Genomic DNA, 20,828 nt, shown 5'->3' with positions numbered 1-20,828 from the left:
GGGACGAGATTTAGAACGCTTGTCCTCTACTCTGATCGGCTTTCACTTTGTTGCCGCTTGCGTTCTGATGCTGGCGAAAATCAAGCCATTTTTTGGATAGGGCTTTGCCCAGCCTCTAGGACGTACCAGCCCCAGTAGCGGTTGATGCAGATCACGTCCGTCTCGGCGAGCCAGGCGGTCGGGCCACCCATCAGGCCGACGATGGTGACAGGGCGGGTGGAATCGAGGTCCTTGGCCTGCCGCACCAGCGTGTTCAGGAAGACCTCGCCGCGCTCGGCGGTGGGGTCGTTCTGGTAGTCCTCTTTCGTGCCCGCCCCGGCGAGTTTCAGGTTTCCGGGCATGGGCTCGTTCGCCACGCACCACATCACCACCGAGGGGTGGTTCTTGTCGCGGGCGACCAGCTCGTCGATCTGCTGCTGGCACATCCTCAGCCGGGCGGCGACGTTCTCCTCGTTCTCGAAGTTCAGCGAGACGGCGGGAATCTCGTCGATGATCAGGAAGCCCTCCTGGTCGGCGAGCATCATCTCCTCTTCGGAGTAAGGGTAGTGGCTGGTGCGGTAGGCGTTCGCACCCGTCCAGCGCATCAGTTGGTAATCCTTGACCAGCAGCGGCAGGTTCAGCCCCTTGCCGCTGGCGATGAAGTCCTCGTGCCGCCCGAAGCCGTTGAGCTTGACGGGCTCGCCGTTGAGCAGAATCTTCCCGCCCTCCACCGCCACGGTGCGGATGCCCACCTTGAGGCTGTAGTGGTCGTCCTCCGTGCGGACGTGCAGGTCGTACAGGAAGGGGTCCTTGTCCGACCAGAACCGGGCGTTCGGGACGCGCAGTTCGGCCTCGGCCACGCCGTTCTCGAAGGACAGGTCGGCTCCCACGTCCCCGAGGTCGAGGCGCCCCGTCCCGGCATTCGCATTCACCTTCACCCTCACTACGCCGTCCGAGCCCTGGAGGTCGGTCACGACCCTCACGTCCTGGATGTGGCGCTGCGGCACCGAGTACAGCCACACCGGGCGGTGGAGTCCCGCGAAGGGGAAGAAGTCGTAGGTCGTCTTGGGGTAGGACGCGAAGGCCCCGATGGCCGAATCCATGTTGCCCGACGGCACCCGCTGGGGCGAGAGGTTGTTCTCCACGCTGACGGCGACGGTGTTTTCCTCGTCCCATTTCACCTGATCGGTGATGTCGAACTCGAAGGGCAGGTGCCCGCCCTCGTGCGAGCCGACCTTGGTGCCGTTCACGTATACCTCGGCGTAGTACGGTGCGGAGCCGACGCGGATCATGACGCGCTGGCCCTGCCAGCTCCTCGGCACGTAGGTCTTGCGGACGTACCACGAGAGGTCGAGGTAATTGAACAGGTCGGCGTACTGCTCGTTCCAGCTTCCGGGCACGGCCATCGGGCGGATTTCACCGCTCAAGCCCTGGGCCCAGCCCTCGGTCTCGCCCACGTGGTCCGGGTCGGTCTGGAAATCCCAGATGCCGCTGAGGTCGAGGCGGTTGCGCTTGTCGTTCTGGACGGGGTACAGCATGGGGGTTCTCCTTTCGGGAAGAGGGGAGAGAGGCGGTCGTGGCTCCCGCCTCCCTCGGGGGTTCAGTCGGTGGCGGTGGCCCTGACCAGGGCGTCCATGCGGGCCTTGTCGCGGGGGTACGTGCGGTAGAACAGGAACCAGAACACGGCGTTGACGGCGTAGGGCACGGTGACCAACCACAGCAGCACCGGGCGCAGGCCGTATTCCTGGGCGAGTCTGCCGATGTACAGCGAGAGGATGGTTGAGATGCCGCCCTGGATGAAGGAGAACAGCAGCGCGAACGAGGTCGAGCGGTACTGCGGGGGAACGACCGAGGAGACCATCGGCAGGACGCAGCCGGAAAAGCCGATGGAGCCGATCAGTCCGAACACGAACCACACCCCGTAGTCCACCACCCGGCTGGGCCAGTCGATCTGCGTGGCGAGGAAGCTCATCAGCGCGAACAGGGCGAGGTAAATCTGCATCAGGGCGATGCGGCCCCGGTCGCCCATCCGCCTCACGAAGGCGTCGCCGATGAGTCCGCCGACGAAGGAGCTGATGCCGAAGCCCGCGAAGAACACGGTGTACAGGTAGGTCGCCTCGGTCGGGCTGTAGTTCCGCACGTCCGTGAAGTAGAAGATGATGAAGGCGAACAGCACCAGGCTGGTGATGAACAGCAGTTGCACGGCGAGAAGCGCCATGGTGGGGATGCCCAGGATCTTGGGCACGTCGCCGAAGCGGAACTGGTCTTCCTTGCCCTGGCGCAGGCCCGCCTTCTTGAGGGAGTCGCGGGGGTCTTTCACGAAAAGCCACACCAGCACGCCGGTCAGGAGGCCGATGCCGCCCATGATGTACATGCCGTAGCGCCAGCCCTCGTTGTTGGGGATGTTTCCCAGTTGCCCGAGGATGGGCGTGACCACCAAGCCCAGCAGCGCGCCCACGGAACGCAGGGTGCCGAACGCCTTGCCGCGCTCGTTGTCCTTGTACAGGTCGGACAGGATGCCGTTGCTGATGGGTTCGGCGGCCACCGTGCCGATCAGACCGATGCCGTACAGCAGCACGAACTGCTGGTAGTTCTGCGCGAAGCCCGCCGCCAGCGTGAAGACGCCCCAGAAGGCCGTGATGATCAGCACGCCCTTGCGGCCCCAGCGGTCGGCGATCATGCTCCACAGCGGCCCGAAGATCATGCGGGCGGCGCGGCCCAGGGCGGTGATCACGCCGATCTCGGCCAGGCCGATGCCGAAGCCGTTGCGGACCAGCGGCCCCAACACGGCGAGCATACTGCCCTCCTGGTTTTCGACGGCGTTGAAGAGAGACAGTGTACCTACCGAAGCGCCGCGCTTGCGGCGCGCGCCCTCCAGGATGGCCTCCTCCGGGCTGGGCGGGAGGGGAGGCTGGGGCGTCTGGCCGGGCAACATGGTCGTCATGGCTTCCTCCTGAACGTGAAGCGTGAACGGGGGGCGGGGGAGAGGGGGCCGCATCCTTGGGCAGGGCCGGGGGCACCTGCGGGGGAACCACTTCAGTTCAGGTCGAGCCGATACGCCCGCACCGCCAGGTCACGCGCCGCCATCCGGGCGAGGCGCGAGGCTTCGGGCTGGTCGAGGATGCCCCGTCCCACCTGCCCGGCCAGCCAATGGCAGACCGTGCGCCGCCAGACCTCGTGGCGGGCGGGGATGCTGGGGAAAGCGCGGGTGTCGTCGTTGAACCCGGCGGTGTTGTGCAGGGTGGCCGTCTCGGTCACGGCGTCCAGATACCGCTCGATCCCCCTCACGCTGTCGTGGAACCACCACGGCGGGCCGAGGCGCAGGCCGGGATAGTGCCCGGCCAGCGGCGCGAGTTCGCGGCTGTAGGTGCTCTCGTCCAGGGTGAAGAGGATGGCGTGCAGTTCACGCCCCTCCGTGTGGTTGCCGAACGCGTCCAGCAGGGGTCGCAGGCCCCCAGTCCAGTTCACCCGGTGGGGAATGTCGGCTCCCATGTCCGGGCCGTACTTCTCGAACAGCTCCCGGTTGTGGTTGCGGGTGGAGCCCACGTGAAGCTGCATCACCAGGCCGTCTGCCTCGGCACTCAGCCGCGCCTGATCGAACAGGGCGTGCCCCTCCAGGCGGCGGGCCTGCTCGGGTGTGAGGCGGCCTCCCAGGGCGAGGTCGAACAGGCTCTCCGCCTCGTGTTCCGAGAGGGGGGAGATGTCCGGGCTGGCCGCGCCGTGGTCAGTGGCCGTGGCGCCTGCCGCCTTGAACGCCTGACGCCGCTCCCGCAGGGCGTCCAGCAACTCGCGGTAGCTGCCGATGCTGCGGCCCGTGACCTGTTCGAGCCGCTCCAGCTTGCCCTTCCAGCCGGGGAGATTCATTTGCAGCAGGCCGTCCGGGCGGAAGGTGGGGATGACCCGGTAGCCGTCCGCCTGCGCCTGCCGGTGGGGTTCGGTGCTGTCCTCGGCGGCGTCGGTGGTCGCCAGGACCTCGATGCCGAAACGGCGGAACAGGGCGCGGGGGGTGAAGTCCGGGGTATCCAGGCACCCCTGAATCTGGTCGTAGACCCGGCGGGCGTTGTCGGCGTCCGGCTTCTCCTTCACCCCGAACAGGCGCGTCAACTCGATGCGGAGCCACAGCCCGCTGGGCGTGCCGTCGAAGAGGTGGAAGTGCGCGCAGAACACCTCCCACGCCCTCACCGGGTCGTAGCTGCCGGGGGCCTGCCCCACGCCCAGCGCTTCCAGCGGCACTCCCTGGCTGTACAGCAGGCGGAAGAGGTAGTGGTCGTCCTTGACGAGCAGTTCGGTGGGGTTGGCGAAGCGTGCGTCCGGGTCGGCGAGCAGCCTGGGGCTCACGTGCCCGTGGGGGCAGACCAGCCCGAGGCCCTCGACCTCGCGGTACAGGTCCAGCGCCGTGTCGCGCACGCGGGCGTCCGGCCCGAAGAGGAAGTCCTCGGGCACACTCCAGTCACGGGAGGTCATGGTCAGACCCCCGCGAAGGCGCTGAAGCCGCCATCGACGGGAACGACGATCCCGGTCACGAAGGCGCTGTGCGGCGACACCAGCCAGCGCAGGGTGCTCACGAGGTCGCCCGGCTCACCGAAGCGGCCCTGCGGCGTGTGTGCGAGGACCGACTGCGCGCGGGGCGTGGGGCTGCCGTCCTCATTCAGCATCAGGTAACGGTTCTGCTCGGTCAGGAAAAAGCCCGGCGCCACCGCGTTCACCCGCAGGCCCCGCCCGTACTGCTGGGCCAGATTCACGGCCAGCCACTGGGTGAAATTGTCCACGGCGGCCTTGCTGGCGCTGTACCCCAGCACGCGGGTGAGGGGCCGGACGGCGGACATGCTGGAGACGTTCACGATGACCCCCTGGCCGCGCTCGCACATCCCCCGCGCGAAGGCCTGGGTGGCGGCGACCGTGCCGACCAGGTTGAGGTCGATCACCCTCTCCACCGCCTTCAGGTCCACGTCGAAAAAGGTGGTCTCCGGCGTGGTGGACGCGCTGGGCACATTGCCCCCGGCGGCGTTGATCAGGATGTCGGTCCCGCCCGCCGCGTCCACCTCGGCGGCGGCGGAGTGCATCGAAGCCGGGTCCAGCACGTCGAACACGAGGGGCTTCAGGCGGCCTTGTAGGTCGGCCCGGTTGGGGTGTCCCTCCAGCACCTCCGCGATGGCCCGTTCGGAACTCTCGGCGCTCCGGCCCCCCACATGGACGGTCGCGCCGTCCTCCGCCAGCGCCAGGGCCATCACCCGGCCCAGGATGCCGCTGCCGCCCGTCACCACGACGCGCTGGCCGTGCAGGGGCCCTGCTTCTCCTCGACTCATCGCCCCACCTCCCCGGGGAGACGCGGCGTCGGCCGGTGGTGCGGAACGCGGGTGGACCGCAAGACGCCGGGTGCGGCCCCAGCCCGAGCGGCGCTCGCAGTGGGAGAGAGAACCCGGATGCACGGGGAAAATAGACGCATACCACCTCTGCTGCGGAGAGTGGCTGGGAGAGAGGGGGCCCCACCGTAAGGCGGCGGGATGGGGAAGACGTCTCCCAGCGAGACGGACAGATTTTGGAAATCGGTTTCCCAGAGATTGAGCTATAGCCGCTCCCGCTGTCAAGCGGTTGTCCAGACGTTAAAGTGGTGGGGTCGAGTGGCATGACCGAAAAGAGGATCGAAGACGAGTCAAAGTTTCCCAGACCACCCCGAGACAGCCGCCGGCGTTGCCCGTGCGGTCCCACCTCACACCAGCCGAGGCCGTCATGACCAAACGCAAGAAACCGACGATTTCCGACGTGGCCCTGGAGGCTGGGGTGGCCCGCTCCACCGTCTCGAAGGTCGTCAACGGCACCCAGAAGCTCCAGCCCGAGACCGAACAGCGGGTTTGGGAAGCGGTTTCCAAGCTCGGCTATCAGGCCAGCCTGCACGCCCAGATCCTGAGCACCGGCCGGACGCGGGCGCTGGGAATCGTCTTGCTCGATCTCCTCAACCCGCACTTCACGGCCCTCGTCAAGGGGGCCAGCCTGGTGGCGGCGGAGCGCGGGTACGCGGTGCTGCTGGTGGACGCCCAGGAAAGTGCGCAGCGCGAGGGCCAGCTCATCGAAACGCTGCGCGCCCGGACCGACGGTTTGATCCTGGCGGGCTCCCGCCTGGGCGACGAGGAGCTGGCGACCCTGCACGACCCGGAGCGCCCCATCGTCACGGTGGGCCGTCCCGCGGCGGGGCTGCCGGCCGTCACCGTCGCCGAGGAAACGGCGGCCTTTCAGCTCACGAGTCACCTGATCGCCCAGGGCCGCCGCCGCATCTGTTACCTGGCGGGCCCGCCCTTCTGGGTGGACGCCGGGCGCGAGCGGGGCTACCGCGCCGCCCTGACGCGGGCCGGGCTGGAGGCCCAGGTGGTCCGGGTCACGTCCCCCGACGTGCCGGGCGGCGAGCAGGCCAGCGCCCAGCTCCACCAGGGCCGGGAGATGCCGGACGCCGCGGTCTGTTACAACGACCTGATCGCCATCGGCCTGATGACGGCCCTGGGCGCCCAGGGGTTGCGGATTCCGGAGGACATCGGCGTGGCGGCCTTCGGGAACCACCCGCTGGCCCCCCACCTGTCCCCGCCCCTGACCCTGATGGAGATTCCCAGCCAGGGGCTCGGGGAGGACGCCGCCCGGCTGCTGCTCAGCCTGATCGACTGCCCCCAGGCTGGCCCGCCGCCCCAGCGGTTCGGCGTGCTGCGTGTCCGGAGGTCGACCCGCCCCGGTCCCTGACCCTCCAGTTCCCGGTGGGGACGGCGGGAGAACCCCAGGTCAAGTCTGGAAGGTGCCGGTGCCGCCCACTCTGGCCCAGACGCCGGTGACGGGGCCCTCCGCTCGGTCCCGCCCGCCCAGGCGTCCGGGTCGGCCGTGCCCGCGTCCGGGCCCTCCCCGGCTCCGCCTTCCGTAGCTTTCGCTCCATCGTCCGCCCTTCAGTGCTCCTCGCGTGTGACGCACGCCCACACGAGGAGCTGTGAGAGCGGGTCAGACCGTGGAGGTCGCTCGGCAGCTCCCCTCAGCGCGGCGGCGGACCGGGCGAGCCCGCCGGGTAGGCTTCCAGCGGCACCCGGTTCTCCGCCCACGCCCGCAAGACGGGCGTCAACACCCGCCAGGACTCCTCGGCCTCGTCGCCCCGGATGGAGAGGGTGCCGTCGCCGGTCAGCACGTCCAGCAGCACCCGGCTGTAGGCGGGCAGCTCGGGCGCGGGGAGTTGGGCGTCCAGGGTCAGCGGCGCGAGGTGGGAGGGCGGCCCGGCGGCGCGTCCGGTCAGCCGCAGGGCGAGGTCATAGGGGCCGTCCAGGCCGATCCGCAGCTCGTTGCCGGGGGGCATGGCCTCGTCGAAGGGCAGGTGGGGGACGGGCCGGAAGCGCACCACCGCCTCCTTGCGGCGCCCAGCCAGGGCCTTGCCCGCGCACAACACGAAGCGGGTCCCGGCCCAGCGCCAGTTGTCGATCTCCAGCACGATCTGCGCGTAGGTCTCCGTCCCGCGCGCGGGGTCCACCCCCGCCTCGTCGGCGTAGGCGGGGACCTCGCTCCCGTCCGCCCCACCCGTGTCGGCGAGCCGTCCGGCGGTGTAGCGGGCGCGGCGGGTGCGCGTCAGCACGTCTTCCCCGGTCAGCGGGCGCACCGAGCGCAGCACGTCCATCTTGCGGTCGCGCAGGTCGCGTTCCCCCAGGCTGATGGGGGGCTCCATCGCCAGCAGGCACAGGACCTGAAAGAGGTGGTTCTGAATCACGTCCTTGAGGGCCCCCGCCCGGTCGTAGTAGGACGCGCGGCCTTCCAGGGCCAGGGTTTCTTCCCAGAGGAGGTCCACCTGCTCGATATGCGCAGCGTTCCACAGGGGCTCCAGCACCCGGTTGGCGAGCCGCACCGCCAGGAGGTTCTGCACCGTCGCCATCCCCAGCGCGTGATCGACCCGGAAGATCGCCTCCTCCCCCGCGACGCCGGTGACCCGCCGCAGCAGGTCATTGAGGGCCTGCGCGCTCTCCAGGTCCTCCCCGAACGGCTTTTCCAGCACGATCCGGCTGCCCTCGGGAAGACCGACCCGGCCCAGGGCGCGCACCGCCGGGGCGAACACGGCGGCGGGCAGCGCCAGGTAGGCCGCGACGGGCTGGGGCTCGGCGCCGTCCGCCCCGCCGCTGGCCTCCTCAACGATTCCGGCGACCTGTTCCGTATTGTTGAATTCCACCCGCCGGTAGCGCAGCGAGCGTACCACCGCCTCCCGCGAGGCCGCCGACACGTCCCGGGCCGCGTGCTCCTCAAGCTGCTCGGCGGCGCGTTGCCGGAACGTCTCGTCGTTCCAGTCGTTCGTTGCGGAGCCGAACACCTGAATGTTGGCCGGGAGCTTGCCCGCGCCGTGCAGCTCGGCCAGGGCGGGCAGCAGGAAGCGGCCCGCGAGGTCGCCGGTCGCGCCGAACAGCAGCAGTCTCCCGATCATGCAATGGTCCCTTCCGCTATCCGGGCACTTATCCGTCGAACTCACGCGCGGGCTGGCCCTTCACGCCGACCTCGGCCCGGAAGAGGGACCCGGCCAGCGGGTCTTCCCCCGGCTCCAGGTTCTCGCGCGACGTGGTGATGAACAGCGTCTCCAGCTCCGGGCCGCCGAAGGTGCAGGCCGTGACCTTCCTGGCGGGCAGCTCGATCACGCCCGCCAACGCGCCGTCCGGCGTGTAGTGCCGCACCGCGCCGCCGCCTGCGAGGGCCACCCACACGCCCCCCCGCGAGTCTACCGTCAGGCCGTCGGGCCGCAGCTCCTCACCCGTGAGGTCCACGAAGGTCCGCCGACCGGTCAGGCCCTTTTCCCGGTCGTAGTCGAAGACGCTGACCCGGAAGGTCGCCGTGTCGTTGTAGTAGGCCAGCGTGCCGTCCGGGCTCCACTCCAGGCCGTTGGAGACGGTGACGCCCTCCAGCACCACCTCGACCGTGCCGTCCGGGTTCAGGCGGTAGAGCCTCGCCGCCCCGGGCGTCTGGTCGTAGGCCATCGAGCCGCAGTAGAACCGCCCGTCAGGGTCGCAGCCGCCCTCGTTCATGCGGAGGCCGGGGTCGGTCCAGACCTCCGGGAGCGGGGTGACCGTGCCGCCCTCGTCCTCCAGCGCGAAGCCCCGCTCCACGCCGATCACGGCCCCACCCCCACGGCGGGGGCGCAGGGCGGCCGCCACCTTGCCGACGTGCTTGCGGCCCACCGTCCCGTCCGCCCCCAGCGACAGCACGTCCCCGGCGAGCATGTCCACCCAGCGCAGGCCCCCCCAGCGGTCCGACCAGACCGGACCCTCCGCGTGGTAGGCCACCGGGTCCGTCACCTGTTCTGCTCGCATCCCACACCTCCAGAAGTTCAGGTGCCGCCCAGCGTAAGCCCTGGGTCACGGCGGGGGGGGAGGGCGTTCCCTTCATGAAGGGGCGCGGGGCCGGGGGCGAAACGTTCGCGCCCTCCCCCCGACTCCGCTGGCTCGCTTCCCTTCTGCCCACGGCGGGCAACTGGGTGGCGAACTGGGAGGTCGTCCGCACCTTCCCCCCGCCCGCCGACCTCGGGCCGGGTCTCGCCTGCGGGGTCTCCACGGTCCTCGCCGTGCTGGTCCCGCTGTTTGTGGGGTGGGTGTGGCCGGAGAGCGGGAACCGCGAGCTGTCGTGAGGATCGGAGGAGAGACCCGCAAGAGGTCAGATGCCGACTGGCAGGGCTGTCACGCAGAGCGCCGGCGAAGCGTCCCCAGGTTGCGGGACCTTTGGCTGGGGCTCAGGGTGACGGCCTCGTGTACCCCGCTCTACAGCACCCCACCGCCCAGGAACAGCCGCAGCGCCGCGAGGGCGATCAGCACGAGGTTGAGAATCTGGCCCTGCCGACTCCGGCCCACCGCGCCGAAGATCAGGCCCAGGATCGCGAGCGGCAGGGTCAGAAACCAGTTCGTCCAGCCCAGCAGGGGGATGAACCCCAGCAGCAGCGCGAGGGCGGCGAGGACACCGGCGACGATAGACAGCGTGTTCCACATAGCGATTCCTCCGGGCGACGCCCCCGCGTCTCTGGACTCGGCCCGCCCTGCCCCGTCGGATATACCACAGCCCGGCCCACGCCTCCGCCCGAATCCGTGTCTGTCCGACCTGACTGGACCATAAGCTACAGATTTGCATGTCCTCTCTCGGTTCTCACTTTTCAGACAGCTTCGTCCCCCACCCTGAACGGACCCCGCGCCCCTCTGCCCGCCTGCCCGCCTCCTCTCCGCCTGCTCAGGAAGGGGCAAGAACGATGGCCGACGCCCGTCCGTTTCGTTATCTGGCGACTTTTCAAGACCCCAGGCGGGCGAAGGAGGATTTCGCCGCCGTCTCGGCGCTGCACCGGGCCGGGCTGCTCGGCCCGTCTGGCGCCGCCCTGATCACCCGGGAGCTGCCCGCCGAACGTGCCGCGCCGCCGGAGGAGATGAGCGGCATGGTGCTCTTCCTCTGCTCGCCGCCGGCCTCCTTCGCCACCGAGCAGGGCTTCGTCGTGGACGGTGGGCAGACCGCGCACGGAATCCCCTTCGGGAGGCAACGGACATGACCCAGAACAGCGACCTCGGCCCCGTCCCCCGCTCCTCCTCGCTGCGTGCCGCCGCCCGGTCCTCGTGGGGCTGGACGGTGGCACGCGGCGTGCTGACCCTGATCTTCGGCATCCTCGCGCTGATCTGGCCGGGGGCGGCCTTCCTGTCGCTCGCCATCGTGTTCGGCGCCTACGCCTTCGTGGACGGCATCGCCACCCTGATCGGCGGCTTTTCCTCGCGCTCGGGCGGGGTGCGCTGGCCCCTGATCCTCAGCGGCGTGCTGGGGATCGTCGCGGGGGTCATCACCTTCGTCAACCCCGGCGCGACCGTGCTGGCGCTGCTGTGGCTGGTCGCCGGGTGGGCGCTGGTGCGCGGGGTGCTGGAGATCGTCGCGGCGATCCGCTGGCGGGCTGACCTGCCGGGCGCGGGCGAGTGGCTCGTCGGGCTCAGCGGCCTGCTGCTGGTGATCCTGGGCCTGCTGCTGCTGCGCAATCCGCTCGCCGGGATCGTCACGACCGCGTACCTCGTCGGCTTCTACGCCATGCTCGCGGGGACCGTGCTGATCGTGCTGGGCCTGCGGCTGCGCAACCTGTAGCGCCGTCCCTGCCGCAAAGGAACACCGATGACCTTCCCGAGTGACCATCCCCAAGCTCCGCCTCCCTCCCCCCACATGGTCTGGATTCCCGGCGGCACCTTCCGGATGGGCTCGGACCGCCATTACCCCGAGGAGCGCCCCGCCCACCGCGTCCACGTGGACGGCTTCTGGATGGACGAGCACCCGGTCACGAACGCCGAGTTCGCCCGTTTCGTCCGGGCCACCGGGTACGTCACCGTGGCCGAGCGCGTGCCCGACCCCGAGGACTATCCCGGCATCGACCCGGCCCTGCTGGTCCCCGGGTCGCTGGTGTTCCGCCGCCCGGCGGGGCCCGTCAACCGGCGCGACCCCGGGAGCTGGTGGGCCTACGTGCCCGGCGCGAGCTGGAAGCAGCCGGAGGGCCCCGGCAGCGGCCTCAACGGCCGCTACCGCCACCCCGCCGTCCACCTCGCCCACGAGGACGCGCAGGCGTATGCGGCCTGGATGGGAAAGACGCTCCCCACCGAGGCCGAGTGGGAGTTCGCCGCGCGGGGCGGGCTGGACGGCGCCACCTACGTCTGGGGCGAAGAATTCGCGCCGGGCGGGCAACCGATGGCGAACACCTGGCAGGGCGAGTTTCCGTGGCTGAACCTCGGCACGGATGGATTTGAAGGGACTTCCCCCGTGTGCAGCTTCCCGCCCAACGGTTACGGCCTCTCCGACATGGCGGGCAACGTCTGGGAATGGACCTGCGACTTCTGGACGCCCCGGCACCCGGACGAGGCGGGGGGGGCGTGCTGCATTCCGCGCAATCCCCGGGTGGACTCGGCGGGGGGAAGCCACGCCGTCGGAGAACCGGGCGCGCACATCCCGCGCCGGGTCCTCAAGGGCGGCTCGCACCTGTGCGCCCCGAGCTACTGCCTGCGCTACCGCCCGGCGGCCCGGCAGGGCGAGGCGGTGGACACGTCCACGGGTCATATCGGTTTCCGCTGCGTCGTGCGGGCGACGTGAGGCCCGGCAGGGGAGGAACGGATGGGTTGTCTGTTCGGCATCTTTGGAGGTCTATTCCCCCGTCTGGCCGTGCTGCTGATCTGGCTGGCCCGGCCCGTCCTGTTCACCGCCGCGTTCGGCGGGGCGTGGTTGCTCCCCATCCTCGGCATCATCTTCCTGCCCTTCACCACCTTGATCTATGTCTTGCTGTGGACGCCGCTGGGGTTGCCGCCGCTCGGCTGGCTGTGGCTGATCCTGGCGGTGCTGCTGGATCTCGGCGGCTGGGGCAGCACGGGCTACGCCAACCGCGACCGTTACGTCAGGCGGCGGGCGTGAGACCCCGGCCAGCCGCCGAGGGAGTGTGCTGAATGTTCGAGTTTCTGCAAGGTCTCGCCGGGTTCGCCGTGCCAATCTTCGTGATCTCCACCATGCTCAACGTCGGCCTGACCCAGAAGCCGTCCGACATCGTGCGGTACTGGAAGGAGTGGCCCTTCGTCCTCAAGATGCTGCTGGCGAACTTCGTCCTGGCCCCGCTGGTGATGGTCCTGGCGGTGAACTTCTTCGCCTTCCCCCCGGCGCTCGAAGCGGGCCTGCTGATCTTCGCCCTGTGCGCCGGGGCGCCCTTCCTGATCAAGCTCACCCAGGCGTCCGAGCACGACATCGCCCTGGGCGCGGCGACCATGCTGCTCCTGATGGTGGGCACGGTGATCTACGCGCCGCTGGTGCTCCCCCTCGTGCTGGAGGGCGTGTCCGTGGACGCCTGGGCGGTCGCCCGTGCGCTTTTCCTCCAACTGCTGCTGCCCATCGCCGTCGGGATGCTGCTGGTGCAGTTTCTGGAGGGGTTCGCCAAGGTGATTCAGCCGTGGGCCGCCAAGATCGGGAACTACGCCCTGTACGTGGTGCTCGGCGCGACCCTGATCGGCTACCTGCCCAACATGCTGAACATCGTGGGCACGGGGGCCATTCTGCTCGGCATCGTCTTCGTGCTGGTCGCGTTCGCCATCGGCTACCTGCTGGGCAAGGGCAAGGACCACACCGAGGACGTGGGCGGCCTGGGCACCGCGCAGCGCAACACCGCCGCCGGGCTGATCATCGCCACCCAGAACTTCAGCGATCCCAACGTGCTGGTCATCCTGACCCTCGCCAACGCGTTGGGCATCGTCATGCTGCTCTTTCTCGCCCGCAGGCTCAGCCGCGACAACGAGGCCCAGACCGAGCAAGCCTGAGCAACAGGTCGGTTTAACCATCACCCATCTCGTGAGGCGGCTCACGGCGAGAAATCAGGGGAGGGAACGGATGACGAACGATAACGGCGGGAACGGACAGAAGGCACAACCCCAGAACGGACAGGGCGGCGGGCAGCAGCGGCCCAACATCCTCGTCCTGTGCATCGACCAGTGGGACGTGCATATGAAGTTGCCCGAAGGCGTGGAACTGCCCGCGCTTGAACGGCTCCAGAATCAGGGCGTCACCTTCGACCGCCATTACTGCACCGTGCCCATCTGCACGCCGTCCCGCGCGACGATGTGGACCGGGCAGCACGCCAAGAAGGTCGGGCTGTGGGACAACACCAACTTCGCCTGGATTCCGACGGGCCTCTCGCCGGAGGTGCCGACCCTGGGTTCCATGCTGCGCGAGCAGGGGTACTACACGGCCTTCAAGGGCAAGTGGCACCTCAGCGAGTCCAAGCCGGGGCCGGGGATGCTGGAGCCCTACGGCTTTGCCGACTATCAGGAGTGGGGCGACATGTTCGGCTCGCCGCTGCAAGGCGAGATGCTGGACGGCACGGTCGCCTTCGAGACGGTGGACTGGCTGGAGAACATCTCGCCGGGGATAGACCGGCCGTGGCTGCTGGTCGTCAGCATGGTCAACCCGCACGACATCATGTTCTACTCCTCGGACGCGGAGGCCGAGTTCTCGGAGGACGGGCCGAGCATGCGTCAGTTGCTGCACCCGGCGCAGAAACTCGGTTTCTTCAAGGACTGGGACCCCGAGTTGCCCGCCAACCTGCACGACGACCTGGCGCAGCAGCCGATGGGCGTGCGTTCGTACCGGGAGAACATCCGCGTGACCTACGGGATGCCGCCCGAAGGCCGCGACGACCTCTGGAAGGCCCGGCGCAACTACCTCATCAACTGTATGCGGCGGGTGGACCTCGAATTCCAGAAGATTCTCGACGTGCTCGACCGCCGGAACCTCTGGGAGAACACCATCGTCATCTACACCAGCGACCACGGCGAGATGAACGGCGCCCACGGGATGCACCAGAAGGGCTCCATTCACTACGATGAGGCCGCCATCGTCAACATGACGGCGGTGGTGCCGGGCGGGCCGCAGGGCCAGCGCACGGGCTCGGTCGGCTCGCATGTGGACCTCGTGCCCACGCTGCTCGACTTCGCCGGGCTGGGCGAGGATGAGCGGCACTCGCGGTATCCGCAGCTCCGGGGCCGCTCGCTGCGCGGGGCGATTCTGCACCCCGATCAGCCGGGGCCGCGCGGCAGCACCGAGCAGCCCGGCGACGGGGCGCTGCTGACCTGGGACGGCCTGAACATGCTCGACCCCGAGTGGAATAGCAGCGGGGCGACGGGCCTGGTGACGGACCTAGGGGGCGCGGGCTTCGAGGGGGGACCGGACGCGGCCCTCAAACGGGCGGGTGAGGAGTACGGTGCCCCCGACTTCGGCCGCCGGACCTTTTACCGCGCGGTCGTGGACGGGCGCTACAAGCTGGTGCGCTGGTTCAGCCCGCAGGAGTACGCCCAACCGGGCAACCTCAACGAGCTGTACGGTCGCAGCGACGTGACCCTGCACGACCTGCGCGACGACCCCGGCGAGATGGAAAACCTCGGCAGCCTGGACCACCCGAAGTACGACCCGGCGCTTCTCAAGGAGATGCTCGGCAAGCTGCGTGCCCTGATCGACCACGAGCTTGAGGAGGACAACTGCCCCTTCGACCTGAATATGTTCGGCACGCGGGAAATCAAGTACAAGCAGGCGGCGAGCGGGGATGACTGAGCCGGGCACACCCACAAGAGGAGCCGTCCCGCCCCCATGAGCATCAATTTCCGCACCCTCCCCAACGATCTCGTCGCCGGGCTGGTCAACGGCGTGGCGAGCGTTCCGTCCAGCATGGCGACGGCGGCGCTCGCGGGCGTCAACCCGGTCTTCGGCCTGTACGCCATCACCGTCGCCCCGGCCGTCGGGAGCCTCCTCGCCAGCTCGCAGATGATGCAGGTGGCGACGACGGGCGCGTCCGCCCTGACCGCGAGCCAGGCGGTCGCGGGCTACTCGGGGGGCCAGCGGGCGGGGGCGCTCTTCCTCGTCGTCGCGCTCGCGGGCGCTTTCCTGGCCCTCTTCGGGCTCCTCAAGGCCGGACGCCTGGTGCGCTACGTCTCCTACCCGGTGATGACCGCGTTCCTCTCGGGCGTGGCGCTCGTCCTCGTCTTCGACCAGTCTGCCCAACTCGTCGGCTACAGCCCGGAAGGCCAGACCAGCATCGGGGAATTCTTCGATCTGCTGCGGAATCTCGGCCAGATCAGCCTCCAGTCCACCCTCGTCGGGCTCCTCGCGCTCGCCATCATCGTGGTGCTGTCCCGGACGCGGCTGAGCAACGTCTCCTCGCTCATCGGACTGGCGATTCCGACCGTGGTCGTCGCGTTGTGGCGGCCTTCCGATGTTCAGATCGTGTCCGACGTGAGCACGATTCCGAGGGGCCTGCCGCCATTCGGGCTGCCGGACCTCGGCCTGCTCTCGGCGAACCTGATCTTCTCGGCGTTCGCCCTCGCGGTCGTCGTCGCCATTCAGGGCGCAGGGATCAGCCAGAGCTACCGGAACCCGGACGGCAGCCGGGTCGACGCCTCCCGCGACATGTTCGCGCAGGGGGCGGCCAACATCGCCGGGAGCCTGGTCTCCGGGATGCCCACCGGCGGCTCGGTCGGTCAGACCGCACTCAACGTCAGCGCCGGGGCGAAAAGCCGACTGGCGGGCGTCTTCCACAGCCTGTCCATGCTGGCGATCATCCTGCTGGTGCCCGGCCTCGTGAGCCTCGTCCCCATGCCCGTGCTCGCCGCCGTGATGATCGTGGCCGGGGTCGGCGCGATCCGCTTCGCGGACATCGGCTTCATCTGGCGCACCGCCGGTTCCGGCCGCTGGGTGCTGGTCGTGACCTTCCTAGCGACGCTGGTCGTCTCGGTGGCGGCGGCGGTCGCGGTCGGGGTGGTGGCGGCGATCGTGTTCAATTTCTATTCCGCGACCCGGACGGTGAGGGTGCGGGCGCTCGTGCAGCAGGAGGACGGCGAGATTCACATCGTGGACCCGCCGAAGGGACTGCCGGGCCGCAGCATCACCGTGCTCGAGGTCTACGGCAGCCTCTTTTTCGCGGCGGCCCGCACCCTCGGCGACCTGTTGCCGGACCCCGCCGGGGCCGAGCGCCCGGTGGTGGTGGTGCGCTTGCGCGGGAATTACCAGATCGGGTCCACGCTGATCGAGGTCCTGAACGACTACGCGCACAACCTGGCCCAGGCGGGCGGTCGCCTCTACCTGGTCGGCATGGACGAGCCCATGAGTGCCCGCCTCCAACGTGCCCGCCGGTTCGATCTCGACGAGGAGGTCGTCATCATCCCGGCGAGCAACATTCTGGGGCGTGCGACGCGGGAGGCGGTGTCGGCGGCGGCCGAGTGGCTTCGCCAGTCCGGAGAAGACGTGGAGACGCGTGACGAAGTGGCGACATGGAAGGACTAAGGCGTCCGGAGGAGCCGGGTGGGCGGCTGGACCTCAGCGGTCCGGTGCGCCGGGAAGGTCGGCTGGTGGAGGGTTACAGCGGTTTGTCGGTCTATTTCCCGAGGATGCCCGGCCCGTTCACCCCCTCTCCCGCGGAGCTGTACGAGTCCCGGCCTCCCCCTGGGGACGCCTGATGTGCAGCAGGAAGTACGGAGTTCCAGACCTGATCTTTTCGCTCCTCCCCCCTTGCGGCGGAGGCTGGGAGGGGGGTGGCGGGCGAAGCTCGCCCCCGTGTCAGACGAGGAGAACGGCTGTACGCACCTCGACCGCCCAACCTGCAATGCGCGTCAGGCGTTCAAGAGGGAGCAAAAGAAATAGACCCTCGTGTTCCTGTCGTCGTTCACTAAGGGCGATCCGTGAGGGAGACCCGTGAGTGACCAGATGCCCGCCACCGCCAGGGCCGCCCCCGGCGAGTCGCGCTGGAGCAAACTGCGGCAGGACACCATCGCCGGATTGATCAACGCTGTCGTGAGCGTCCCCGACGGGCTGGCCTCGGCGGCGCTGGCGGGGGTGAATCCGGTCTATGGCCTGTACACCAGCATCGCCGCGCCGGTGGCCGGGAGTGCCCTGGTCAGCGCCCAACTGATGCAGATTTCCACCACCACCGCCTCGGCCCTGGCGGCGGGGCAGGCCATCGCGGGCTATCCGGCGGCGCAGCGGGACGGCGCCCTGTTCCTGCTCGTCCTGCTCGTCGGCATCTTCCTGGCGATCTTCGGCATTCTGCGGCTGGGGCGGCTGGTGCGTTTCGTCTCGCACGCGGTGATGACGGGTTTCCTGACTGGGGTGGCGGCGGTGCTCGTCCTCGATCAGCTCGCACCGCTGGTGGGGTACAGCCCCCGGGGCGCGAACGAGATCGTGCAGTTCGTGGACCTGCTGCGGAATCCCTCGCAGTTCAACGTGCCTACCATCGTGACCGGCGTGGTGGCCCTCGCCCTCGTCTTCGGGCTGGCGCGGACCCGGCTCGCCACGCTGGCCTCCCTGGTCGCGCTGGTGGTGCCGACGCTGCTGGTCGCCTTGCTGGGCTGGGGGGCGGTGGAGCAGGTGGCGGACGTGAGCCCCATCCCGCGCGGCCTGCCCACGCTGACGCTGCCCGACCTCAGCCTGCTCTCGCCCGCGCTGCTGCTCGCGGCCTTCTCGCTCGCGGTGGTGATCGCCGTGCAGGGCGCGGGAGTCAGTCAGAGCGTGGAGAACCCCGACGGGCGCCCGGTCAACCCCTCGCGGGACATGATCGCGCAGGGCGTGGCGAACGCGGCGAGCGGGCTCCTGTCGGGCATCCCGGCGGGCGGCTCGGTCGGCCAGACGGCGCTGAACGTGAGCGTGGGGGCACGCACCCGCTGGGCGGGCATCTTCGGCGGCGTCTGGATGCTCGCCATCGTGCTGCTTTTCCCGAGTCTCGTCGGCCGGGTGCCGATGGCGGTCCTCGCGGCGCTGATGATCCAGGCAGGAGCCAGCGCGATCAACACGCGCGAGGTGCGCTCCATCTGGAAGACGGGCGGCGCGGCCCGCTGGTCGATCCTGGCAACCTTCGCGGCGACGCTGGTGCTGTCGGTGCCCGTCGCGGTCGCGGTGGGCGTGGGGCTGACGGTGATCCTGTTCCTGTCCTCCTCGGCGAGCGACGTGATCGTGCGCGAGCGTGTCACCCTTCCCGACGGGCGCGTGGCCGAGGTTGTCCCGCCGAAGACCTTGCCCAGCGAACAGGTGACGGTGCTCGACGTGTACGGCAGCCTCTTCTTCGCGGGGGCGCGGACGCTGCGGGAAGCCCTGCCCAGCCCCCAGGGGTCCACCCGCCCGGCCGTGGTGCTGCGGCTGCGGGGACGGACCCGGGTCGGCGCAACGCTGATCGAGGTGCTGGACGACTACGCCGACGACCTCGCGGAGGTGGGCGGGCGGCTGTACCTCAGCGGCGTGGACGGGGACGTGGGCGAGCAACTGCGGGAGGCGGGCAAGCTCGACCTCGACCGTTCCGTTCACGTGGTGCCCGCCGGGGACGTGATCGGCGCCTCGACGGACCAGGCCGTGACCTCCGCGAGGGGCTGGCTGGGCAGCACGCGGGCCGACACGCCGCGCATGAAACGGGCCTAGGGGACGAGGAGACCGCATGTTTCAAGAGCTTCAGCAATGGGCCGTGCAGATCGAGAGGTTTCTCGAATACAACCGCGACGTGGGAGACGTGGGGGGCTTCGCGATGGCCCTGCGGACGCTCCTGATCTACGCCTTCTCGCTGTTTCTGGTGCGCATCGGCAACAAACGCTTTCTGGCCCAGGCGTCGGCCTTCGACGTGATCATCGGCATCATGCTCGGCTCGGTGATGAGCCGCGCGATCAATTCCTCGGCGCCGCTCTTTCCCACCCTGGGGGCCGGGCTGGTGTTGGTCGGGCTCCACTGGTCGCTGAACAGGCTGTCCTACCACCTTGACTGGCTGGGTCCCCTTCTGAAGGGCAACCCGGTGTTGCTGATCCGGAACGGGGAACTTCATCAGGATGGGTTGCGGAAAAGCGGCATCTCCGAAGGTGACCTCGAACAGGCGCTGCGGCTGCAAGCCCAGGAGACGGACCCTTCCGGGATCAAGCTCGCCTACCTGGAGCGCAATGGGAGCGTCAGCGCGATTCCCAAAGAGAGTGAGCCGCGCGTGCTGGAGGTCAAGGTGGAGGACGGGGTGCAGACGGTGCGGATCAGGCTGGAGTAGGGGAGAGAAGTTCTCCCTGCCTCTCCCCGTCCTCCCCATCCCACCCTTGCCCCGAAAGGCCCTGACCCATGCAAAGACCGCCTCCCGTCCGAATCGTCAACCTGCTGCCCACCGCCCTGGTCATCATCGGCGTGCTGCTGCTGCTGAACTTCTCCTCGCGGGTCAGTTCGTCGCTGCTGGCGGTGACGCTGGCCGTGCTGCTGGCTACGGCCCTGAACCCGTTGGTGGTCTTTTTCGAGCGGTGGGTGCCGCGCGGGGTGGCCGCCGTGCTCACCGTGCTGCTGGTGCTGGGGGCGGTGGTGGGGCTGGTGTGGCTGGCGGTGCCGCCCATCGTCGCGCAGTTCGCCAACCTGCTCCAGGGCCTGCCCAGCGACGCCGCACAACTGGAGGCTTACCTGCAAGAGTGGCTGGACCGCACGCCCCAGCTTGCCGCCCTGGTGCAGCAGATCGACCTGGCCTCTCTGGCCCGGCGGGCGGCGGGGTGGCTGTCCAACCTGTTTCCCCTGCTGCTCTCGGTCACGGGATCCCTGGCGTCGTTCCTGTTCCTGGCGGTGGTCACCTTTATCACGCTGCTGTTCGCGCTGAGCAGCCCGGTGCCGCTGATCAACGGCGTGCTGGGCGCCCTCCCGCAGCGGTACCGCCCCCAGGCCCGGGAGGCGCTGGCGACCGTGCTGAGTCAGATGGGAGCCTGGGGCCGGGCCCAGGTGCTCGTCATGCTGATCATCGGCGTGGGCATGGCCGCCGGCCTGTATCTGCTGGGCGTCGAGAACTGGCTGGTCTTCGGGGTCATCAGCGCGCTCGGGGAACTCATTCCCAATATCGGCCCGGTCCTCGCCGCCATTCCGCCCATCCTCTTTACCCTGCTGGGCGATCCGCAACTGGCCTTCTACGTGGCGATCTACGCCGTCGTGCTGCAACAGGTCGAGGGGAACCTGATCGTGCCCTTCCTGATGGGCAGCGCCGCCAACATGCATCCCTTCTCCATCACCGTGGGGGTGCTGCTCTTCGGCAGCGTCTTCGGGCTGGTGGGCGCCTTTCTGACCGTGCCCTTCCTGATCATCATCAAGGCGGTCTACGAGACCTTCTACCTCGACCGCCAACCCGACGTGTCGGAACAGAAGACCGAGGACCTGATCCACGGCGAGCTGGCGGACCCGACCCCCGGGGGACAGGGGGAGAGAAGAGGGCCGGAGGGAAGAGAGAAACAGGAGAAATGAGGTCGGCGCGGCGGGGGGCACGCGCGCACCCACGGCGCCGAAAGTCCCCCACCCACAGCGGGGAAGTGGGGACAGCCCGACGGGCCGCGCCCCCCAGGTCGGCCACC

Annotated in this window: 19 protein-coding genes and 1 pseudogene; 13 read left to right on the top strand and 7 right to left on the bottom strand. The window is 69.2% G+C overall.

Going from position 1 to position 20,828, the window contains the following annotated elements:
* A pseudogene (locus tag IC605_RS16355) lies at positions 1–100 on the top strand (IS5/IS1182 family transposase); the annotation flags it as partial.
* Here the strand turns inward: IC605_RS16355 and IC605_RS16350 are convergent.
* The 4 genes from IC605_RS16350 to IC605_RS16335 form a co-directional block, all read right to left on the bottom strand.
* Positions 81–1,517, bottom strand: coding sequence for a glycoside hydrolase family 2 TIM barrel-domain containing protein (locus IC605_RS16350; protein WP_216326572.1), 1,437 nt, complete (start codon positions 1,515–1,517; stop codon positions 81–83). The pseudogene IC605_RS16355 and the gene IC605_RS16350 sit on opposite strands and share 20 nt — an antisense overlap.
* 62 nt (positions 1,518–1,579) lie before the next feature.
* The gene (locus IC605_RS16345; RefSeq protein ID WP_216326570.1) at positions 1,580–2,923 is read right to left on the bottom strand and encodes an MFS transporter; all 1,344 of its coding nucleotides are present in this window, start codon (positions 2,921–2,923) and stop codon (positions 1,580–1,582) included.
* 92 nt (positions 2,924–3,015) lie between these two features.
* On the bottom strand, positions 3,016–4,443 hold the full coding sequence (gene uxaC, locus IC605_RS16340) for a glucuronate isomerase (RefSeq protein ID WP_216326569.1): 1,428 nt from the start codon (positions 4,441–4,443) through the stop codon (positions 3,016–3,018).
* A gap of 2 nt (positions 4,444–4,445) precedes the next feature.
* On the bottom strand, positions 4,446–5,285 hold the full coding sequence (locus tag IC605_RS16335; RefSeq protein ID WP_216326565.1) for an SDR family NAD(P)-dependent oxidoreductase: 840 nt from the start codon (positions 5,283–5,285) through the stop codon (positions 4,446–4,448).
* Between the two features lie 424 nt (positions 5,286–5,709).
* Here IC605_RS16335 and IC605_RS16330 point away from each other — a divergent pair, with 424 nt between their 5' ends.
* On the top strand, positions 5,710–6,705 hold the full coding sequence (locus tag IC605_RS16330) for a LacI family DNA-binding transcriptional regulator (protein WP_216326562.1): 996 nt from the start codon (positions 5,710–5,712) through the stop codon (positions 6,703–6,705).
* Positions 6,706–6,985: 280 nt separating this feature from the next.
* On the opposite strand, the gene IC605_RS16325 is transcribed toward IC605_RS16330, so the two are convergent.
* Positions 6,986–8,407, bottom strand: coding sequence for a glucose-6-phosphate dehydrogenase (locus IC605_RS16325; protein WP_216326560.1), 1,422 nt, complete (start codon positions 8,405–8,407; stop codon positions 6,986–6,988).
* Positions 8,408–8,435: 28 nt separating this feature from the next.
* Positions 8,436–9,284, bottom strand: a complete 849-nt coding sequence (locus tag IC605_RS16320; RefSeq protein WP_216326556.1) for an SMP-30/gluconolactonase/LRE family protein — start codon at positions 9,282–9,284, stop codon at positions 8,436–8,438.
* 74 nt (positions 9,285–9,358) lie between these two features.
* Here IC605_RS16320 and IC605_RS16315 point away from each other — a divergent pair, with 74 nt between their 5' ends.
* A complete protein-coding gene (locus IC605_RS16315) occupies positions 9,359–9,598 on the top strand; it encodes a hypothetical protein (protein WP_216326554.1) in 240 nt (79 codons plus the stop codon).
* Between the two features lie 130 nt (positions 9,599–9,728).
* On the opposite strand, the gene IC605_RS16310 is transcribed toward IC605_RS16315, so the two are convergent.
* Entirely contained in the window at positions 9,729–9,953 is a 225-nt protein-coding gene (locus tag IC605_RS16310; protein WP_216326551.1) for a hypothetical protein, read from the bottom strand.
* Positions 9,954–10,207: 254 nt separating this feature from the next.
* Here IC605_RS16310 and IC605_RS16305 point away from each other — a divergent pair, with 254 nt between their 5' ends.
* From IC605_RS16305 to IC605_RS16260, 10 genes are all read left to right on the top strand, one after another.
* Positions 10,208–10,498: an SDR family oxidoreductase gene (locus IC605_RS16305; RefSeq protein WP_216326548.1), complete on the top strand. Its 291-nt coding sequence runs from the start codon at positions 10,208–10,210 to the stop codon at positions 10,496–10,498.
* On the top strand, positions 10,495–11,073 hold the full coding sequence (locus tag IC605_RS16300; protein WP_216326545.1) for an HdeD family acid-resistance protein: 579 nt from the start codon (positions 10,495–10,497) through the stop codon (positions 11,071–11,073). The genes IC605_RS16305 and IC605_RS16300 overlap by 4 nt, the downstream gene beginning before the upstream one ends.
* A gap of 75 nt (positions 11,074–11,148) precedes the next feature.
* Positions 11,149–12,063 (top strand): formylglycine-generating enzyme family protein, encoded by a 915-nt coding sequence (locus tag IC605_RS16295; protein WP_246580935.1) that lies wholly within the window; start codon positions 11,149–11,151, stop codon positions 12,061–12,063.
* A 21-nt stretch (positions 12,064–12,084) separates the two neighbouring features.
* Positions 12,085–12,378 (top strand): hypothetical protein, encoded by a 294-nt coding sequence (locus IC605_RS16290; protein WP_216326539.1) that lies wholly within the window; start codon positions 12,085–12,087, stop codon positions 12,376–12,378.
* 32 nt (positions 12,379–12,410) lie between these two features.
* Complete coding sequence (locus tag IC605_RS16285) at positions 12,411–13,268, top strand: bile acid:sodium symporter family protein (RefSeq protein WP_216326536.1); 858 nt, start codon at positions 12,411–12,413, stop codon at positions 13,266–13,268.
* Between the two features lie 70 nt (positions 13,269–13,338).
* Positions 13,339–15,054, top strand: coding sequence for a sulfatase-like hydrolase/transferase (locus tag IC605_RS16280; RefSeq protein WP_216326533.1), 1,716 nt, complete (start codon positions 13,339–13,341; stop codon positions 15,052–15,054).
* A 36-nt stretch (positions 15,055–15,090) separates the two neighbouring features.
* Positions 15,091–16,779, top strand: a complete 1,689-nt coding sequence (locus IC605_RS16275) for a SulP family inorganic anion transporter (RefSeq protein WP_216326530.1) — start codon at positions 15,091–15,093, stop codon at positions 16,777–16,779.
* A gap of 408 nt (positions 16,780–17,187) precedes the next feature.
* On the top strand, positions 17,188–18,900 hold the full coding sequence (locus tag IC605_RS16270; RefSeq protein ID WP_216326525.1) for a SulP family inorganic anion transporter: 1,713 nt from the start codon (positions 17,188–17,190) through the stop codon (positions 18,898–18,900).
* 16 nt (positions 18,901–18,916) lie between these two features.
* Positions 18,917–19,504: a DUF421 domain-containing protein gene (locus tag IC605_RS16265; protein ID WP_216326522.1), complete on the top strand. Its 588-nt coding sequence runs from the start codon at positions 18,917–18,919 to the stop codon at positions 19,502–19,504.
* 68 nt (positions 19,505–19,572) lie between these two features.
* Positions 19,573–20,721: an AI-2E family transporter gene (locus IC605_RS16260; RefSeq protein ID WP_216326519.1), complete on the top strand. Its 1,149-nt coding sequence runs from the start codon at positions 19,573–19,575 to the stop codon at positions 20,719–20,721.
* Positions 20,722–20,828 lie beyond the last annotated feature (107 nt).

This window comes from Deinococcus aestuarii (assembly GCF_018863415.1).
Classification (GTDB): Bacteria; Deinococcota; Deinococci; order Deinococcales; family Deinococcaceae; genus Deinococcus; species Deinococcus aestuarii.
The sequence above is the reverse complement of the archived record's forward strand: the minus strand, read 5'-3'. Positions and strand labels throughout refer to the sequence as shown.

Bases quoted from the DNA above. Each gene is read 5' to 3' on its own strand.
- uxaC (WP_216326569.1), bottom strand. From the start codon at position 4,443: ATGACCTCCCGTGACTGGAGTGTGCCCGAGGACTTCCTCTTCGGGCCG.
- IC605_RS16310 (WP_216326551.1), bottom strand. From the start codon at position 9,953: ATGTGGAACACGCTGTCTATCGTCGCCGGTGTCCTCGCCGCCCTCGCG.
- IC605_RS16335 (WP_216326565.1), bottom strand. From the start codon at position 5,285: ATGAGTCGAGGAGAAGCAGGGCCCCTGCACGGCCAGCGCGTCGTGGTG.
- IC605_RS16330 (WP_216326562.1), top strand. From the start codon at position 5,710: ATGACCAAACGCAAGAAACCGACGATTTCCGACGTGGCCCTGGAGGCT.
- IC605_RS16325 (WP_216326560.1), bottom strand. From the start codon at position 8,407: ATGATCGGGAGACTGCTGCTGTTCGGCGCGACCGGCGACCTCGCGGGC.
- IC605_RS16265 (WP_216326522.1), top strand. From the start codon at position 18,917: ATGTTTCAAGAGCTTCAGCAATGGGCCGTGCAGATCGAGAGGTTTCTC.
- IC605_RS16315 (WP_216326554.1), top strand. From the start codon at position 9,359: ATGAAGGGGCGCGGGGCCGGGGGCGAAACGTTCGCGCCCTCCCCCCGA.
- IC605_RS16280 (WP_216326533.1), top strand. From the start codon at position 13,339: ATGACGAACGATAACGGCGGGAACGGACAGAAGGCACAACCCCAGAAC.
- IC605_RS16300 (WP_216326545.1), top strand. From the start codon at position 10,495: ATGACCCAGAACAGCGACCTCGGCCCCGTCCCCCGCTCCTCCTCGCTG.
- IC605_RS16260 (WP_216326519.1), top strand. From the start codon at position 19,573: ATGCAAAGACCGCCTCCCGTCCGAATCGTCAACCTGCTGCCCACCGCC.
- IC605_RS16275 (WP_216326530.1), top strand. From the start codon at position 15,091: ATGAGCATCAATTTCCGCACCCTCCCCAACGATCTCGTCGCCGGGCTG.
- IC605_RS16285 (WP_216326536.1), top strand. From the start codon at position 12,411: ATGTTCGAGTTTCTGCAAGGTCTCGCCGGGTTCGCCGTGCCAATCTTC.
- IC605_RS16345 (WP_216326570.1), bottom strand. From the start codon at position 2,923: ATGACGACCATGTTGCCCGGCCAGACGCCCCAGCCTCCCCTCCCGCCC.
- IC605_RS16305 (WP_216326548.1), top strand. From the start codon at position 10,208: ATGGCCGACGCCCGTCCGTTTCGTTATCTGGCGACTTTTCAAGACCCC.
- IC605_RS16350 (WP_216326572.1), bottom strand. From the start codon at position 1,517: ATGCTGTACCCCGTCCAGAACGACAAGCGCAACCGCCTCGACCTCAGC.
- IC605_RS16320 (WP_216326556.1), bottom strand. From the start codon at position 9,284: ATGCGAGCAGAACAGGTGACGGACCCGGTGGCCTACCACGCGGAGGGT.
- IC605_RS16290 (WP_216326539.1), top strand. From the start codon at position 12,085: ATGGGTTGTCTGTTCGGCATCTTTGGAGGTCTATTCCCCCGTCTGGCC.
- IC605_RS16295 (WP_246580935.1), top strand. From the start codon at position 11,149: ATGGTCTGGATTCCCGGCGGCACCTTCCGGATGGGCTCGGACCGCCAT.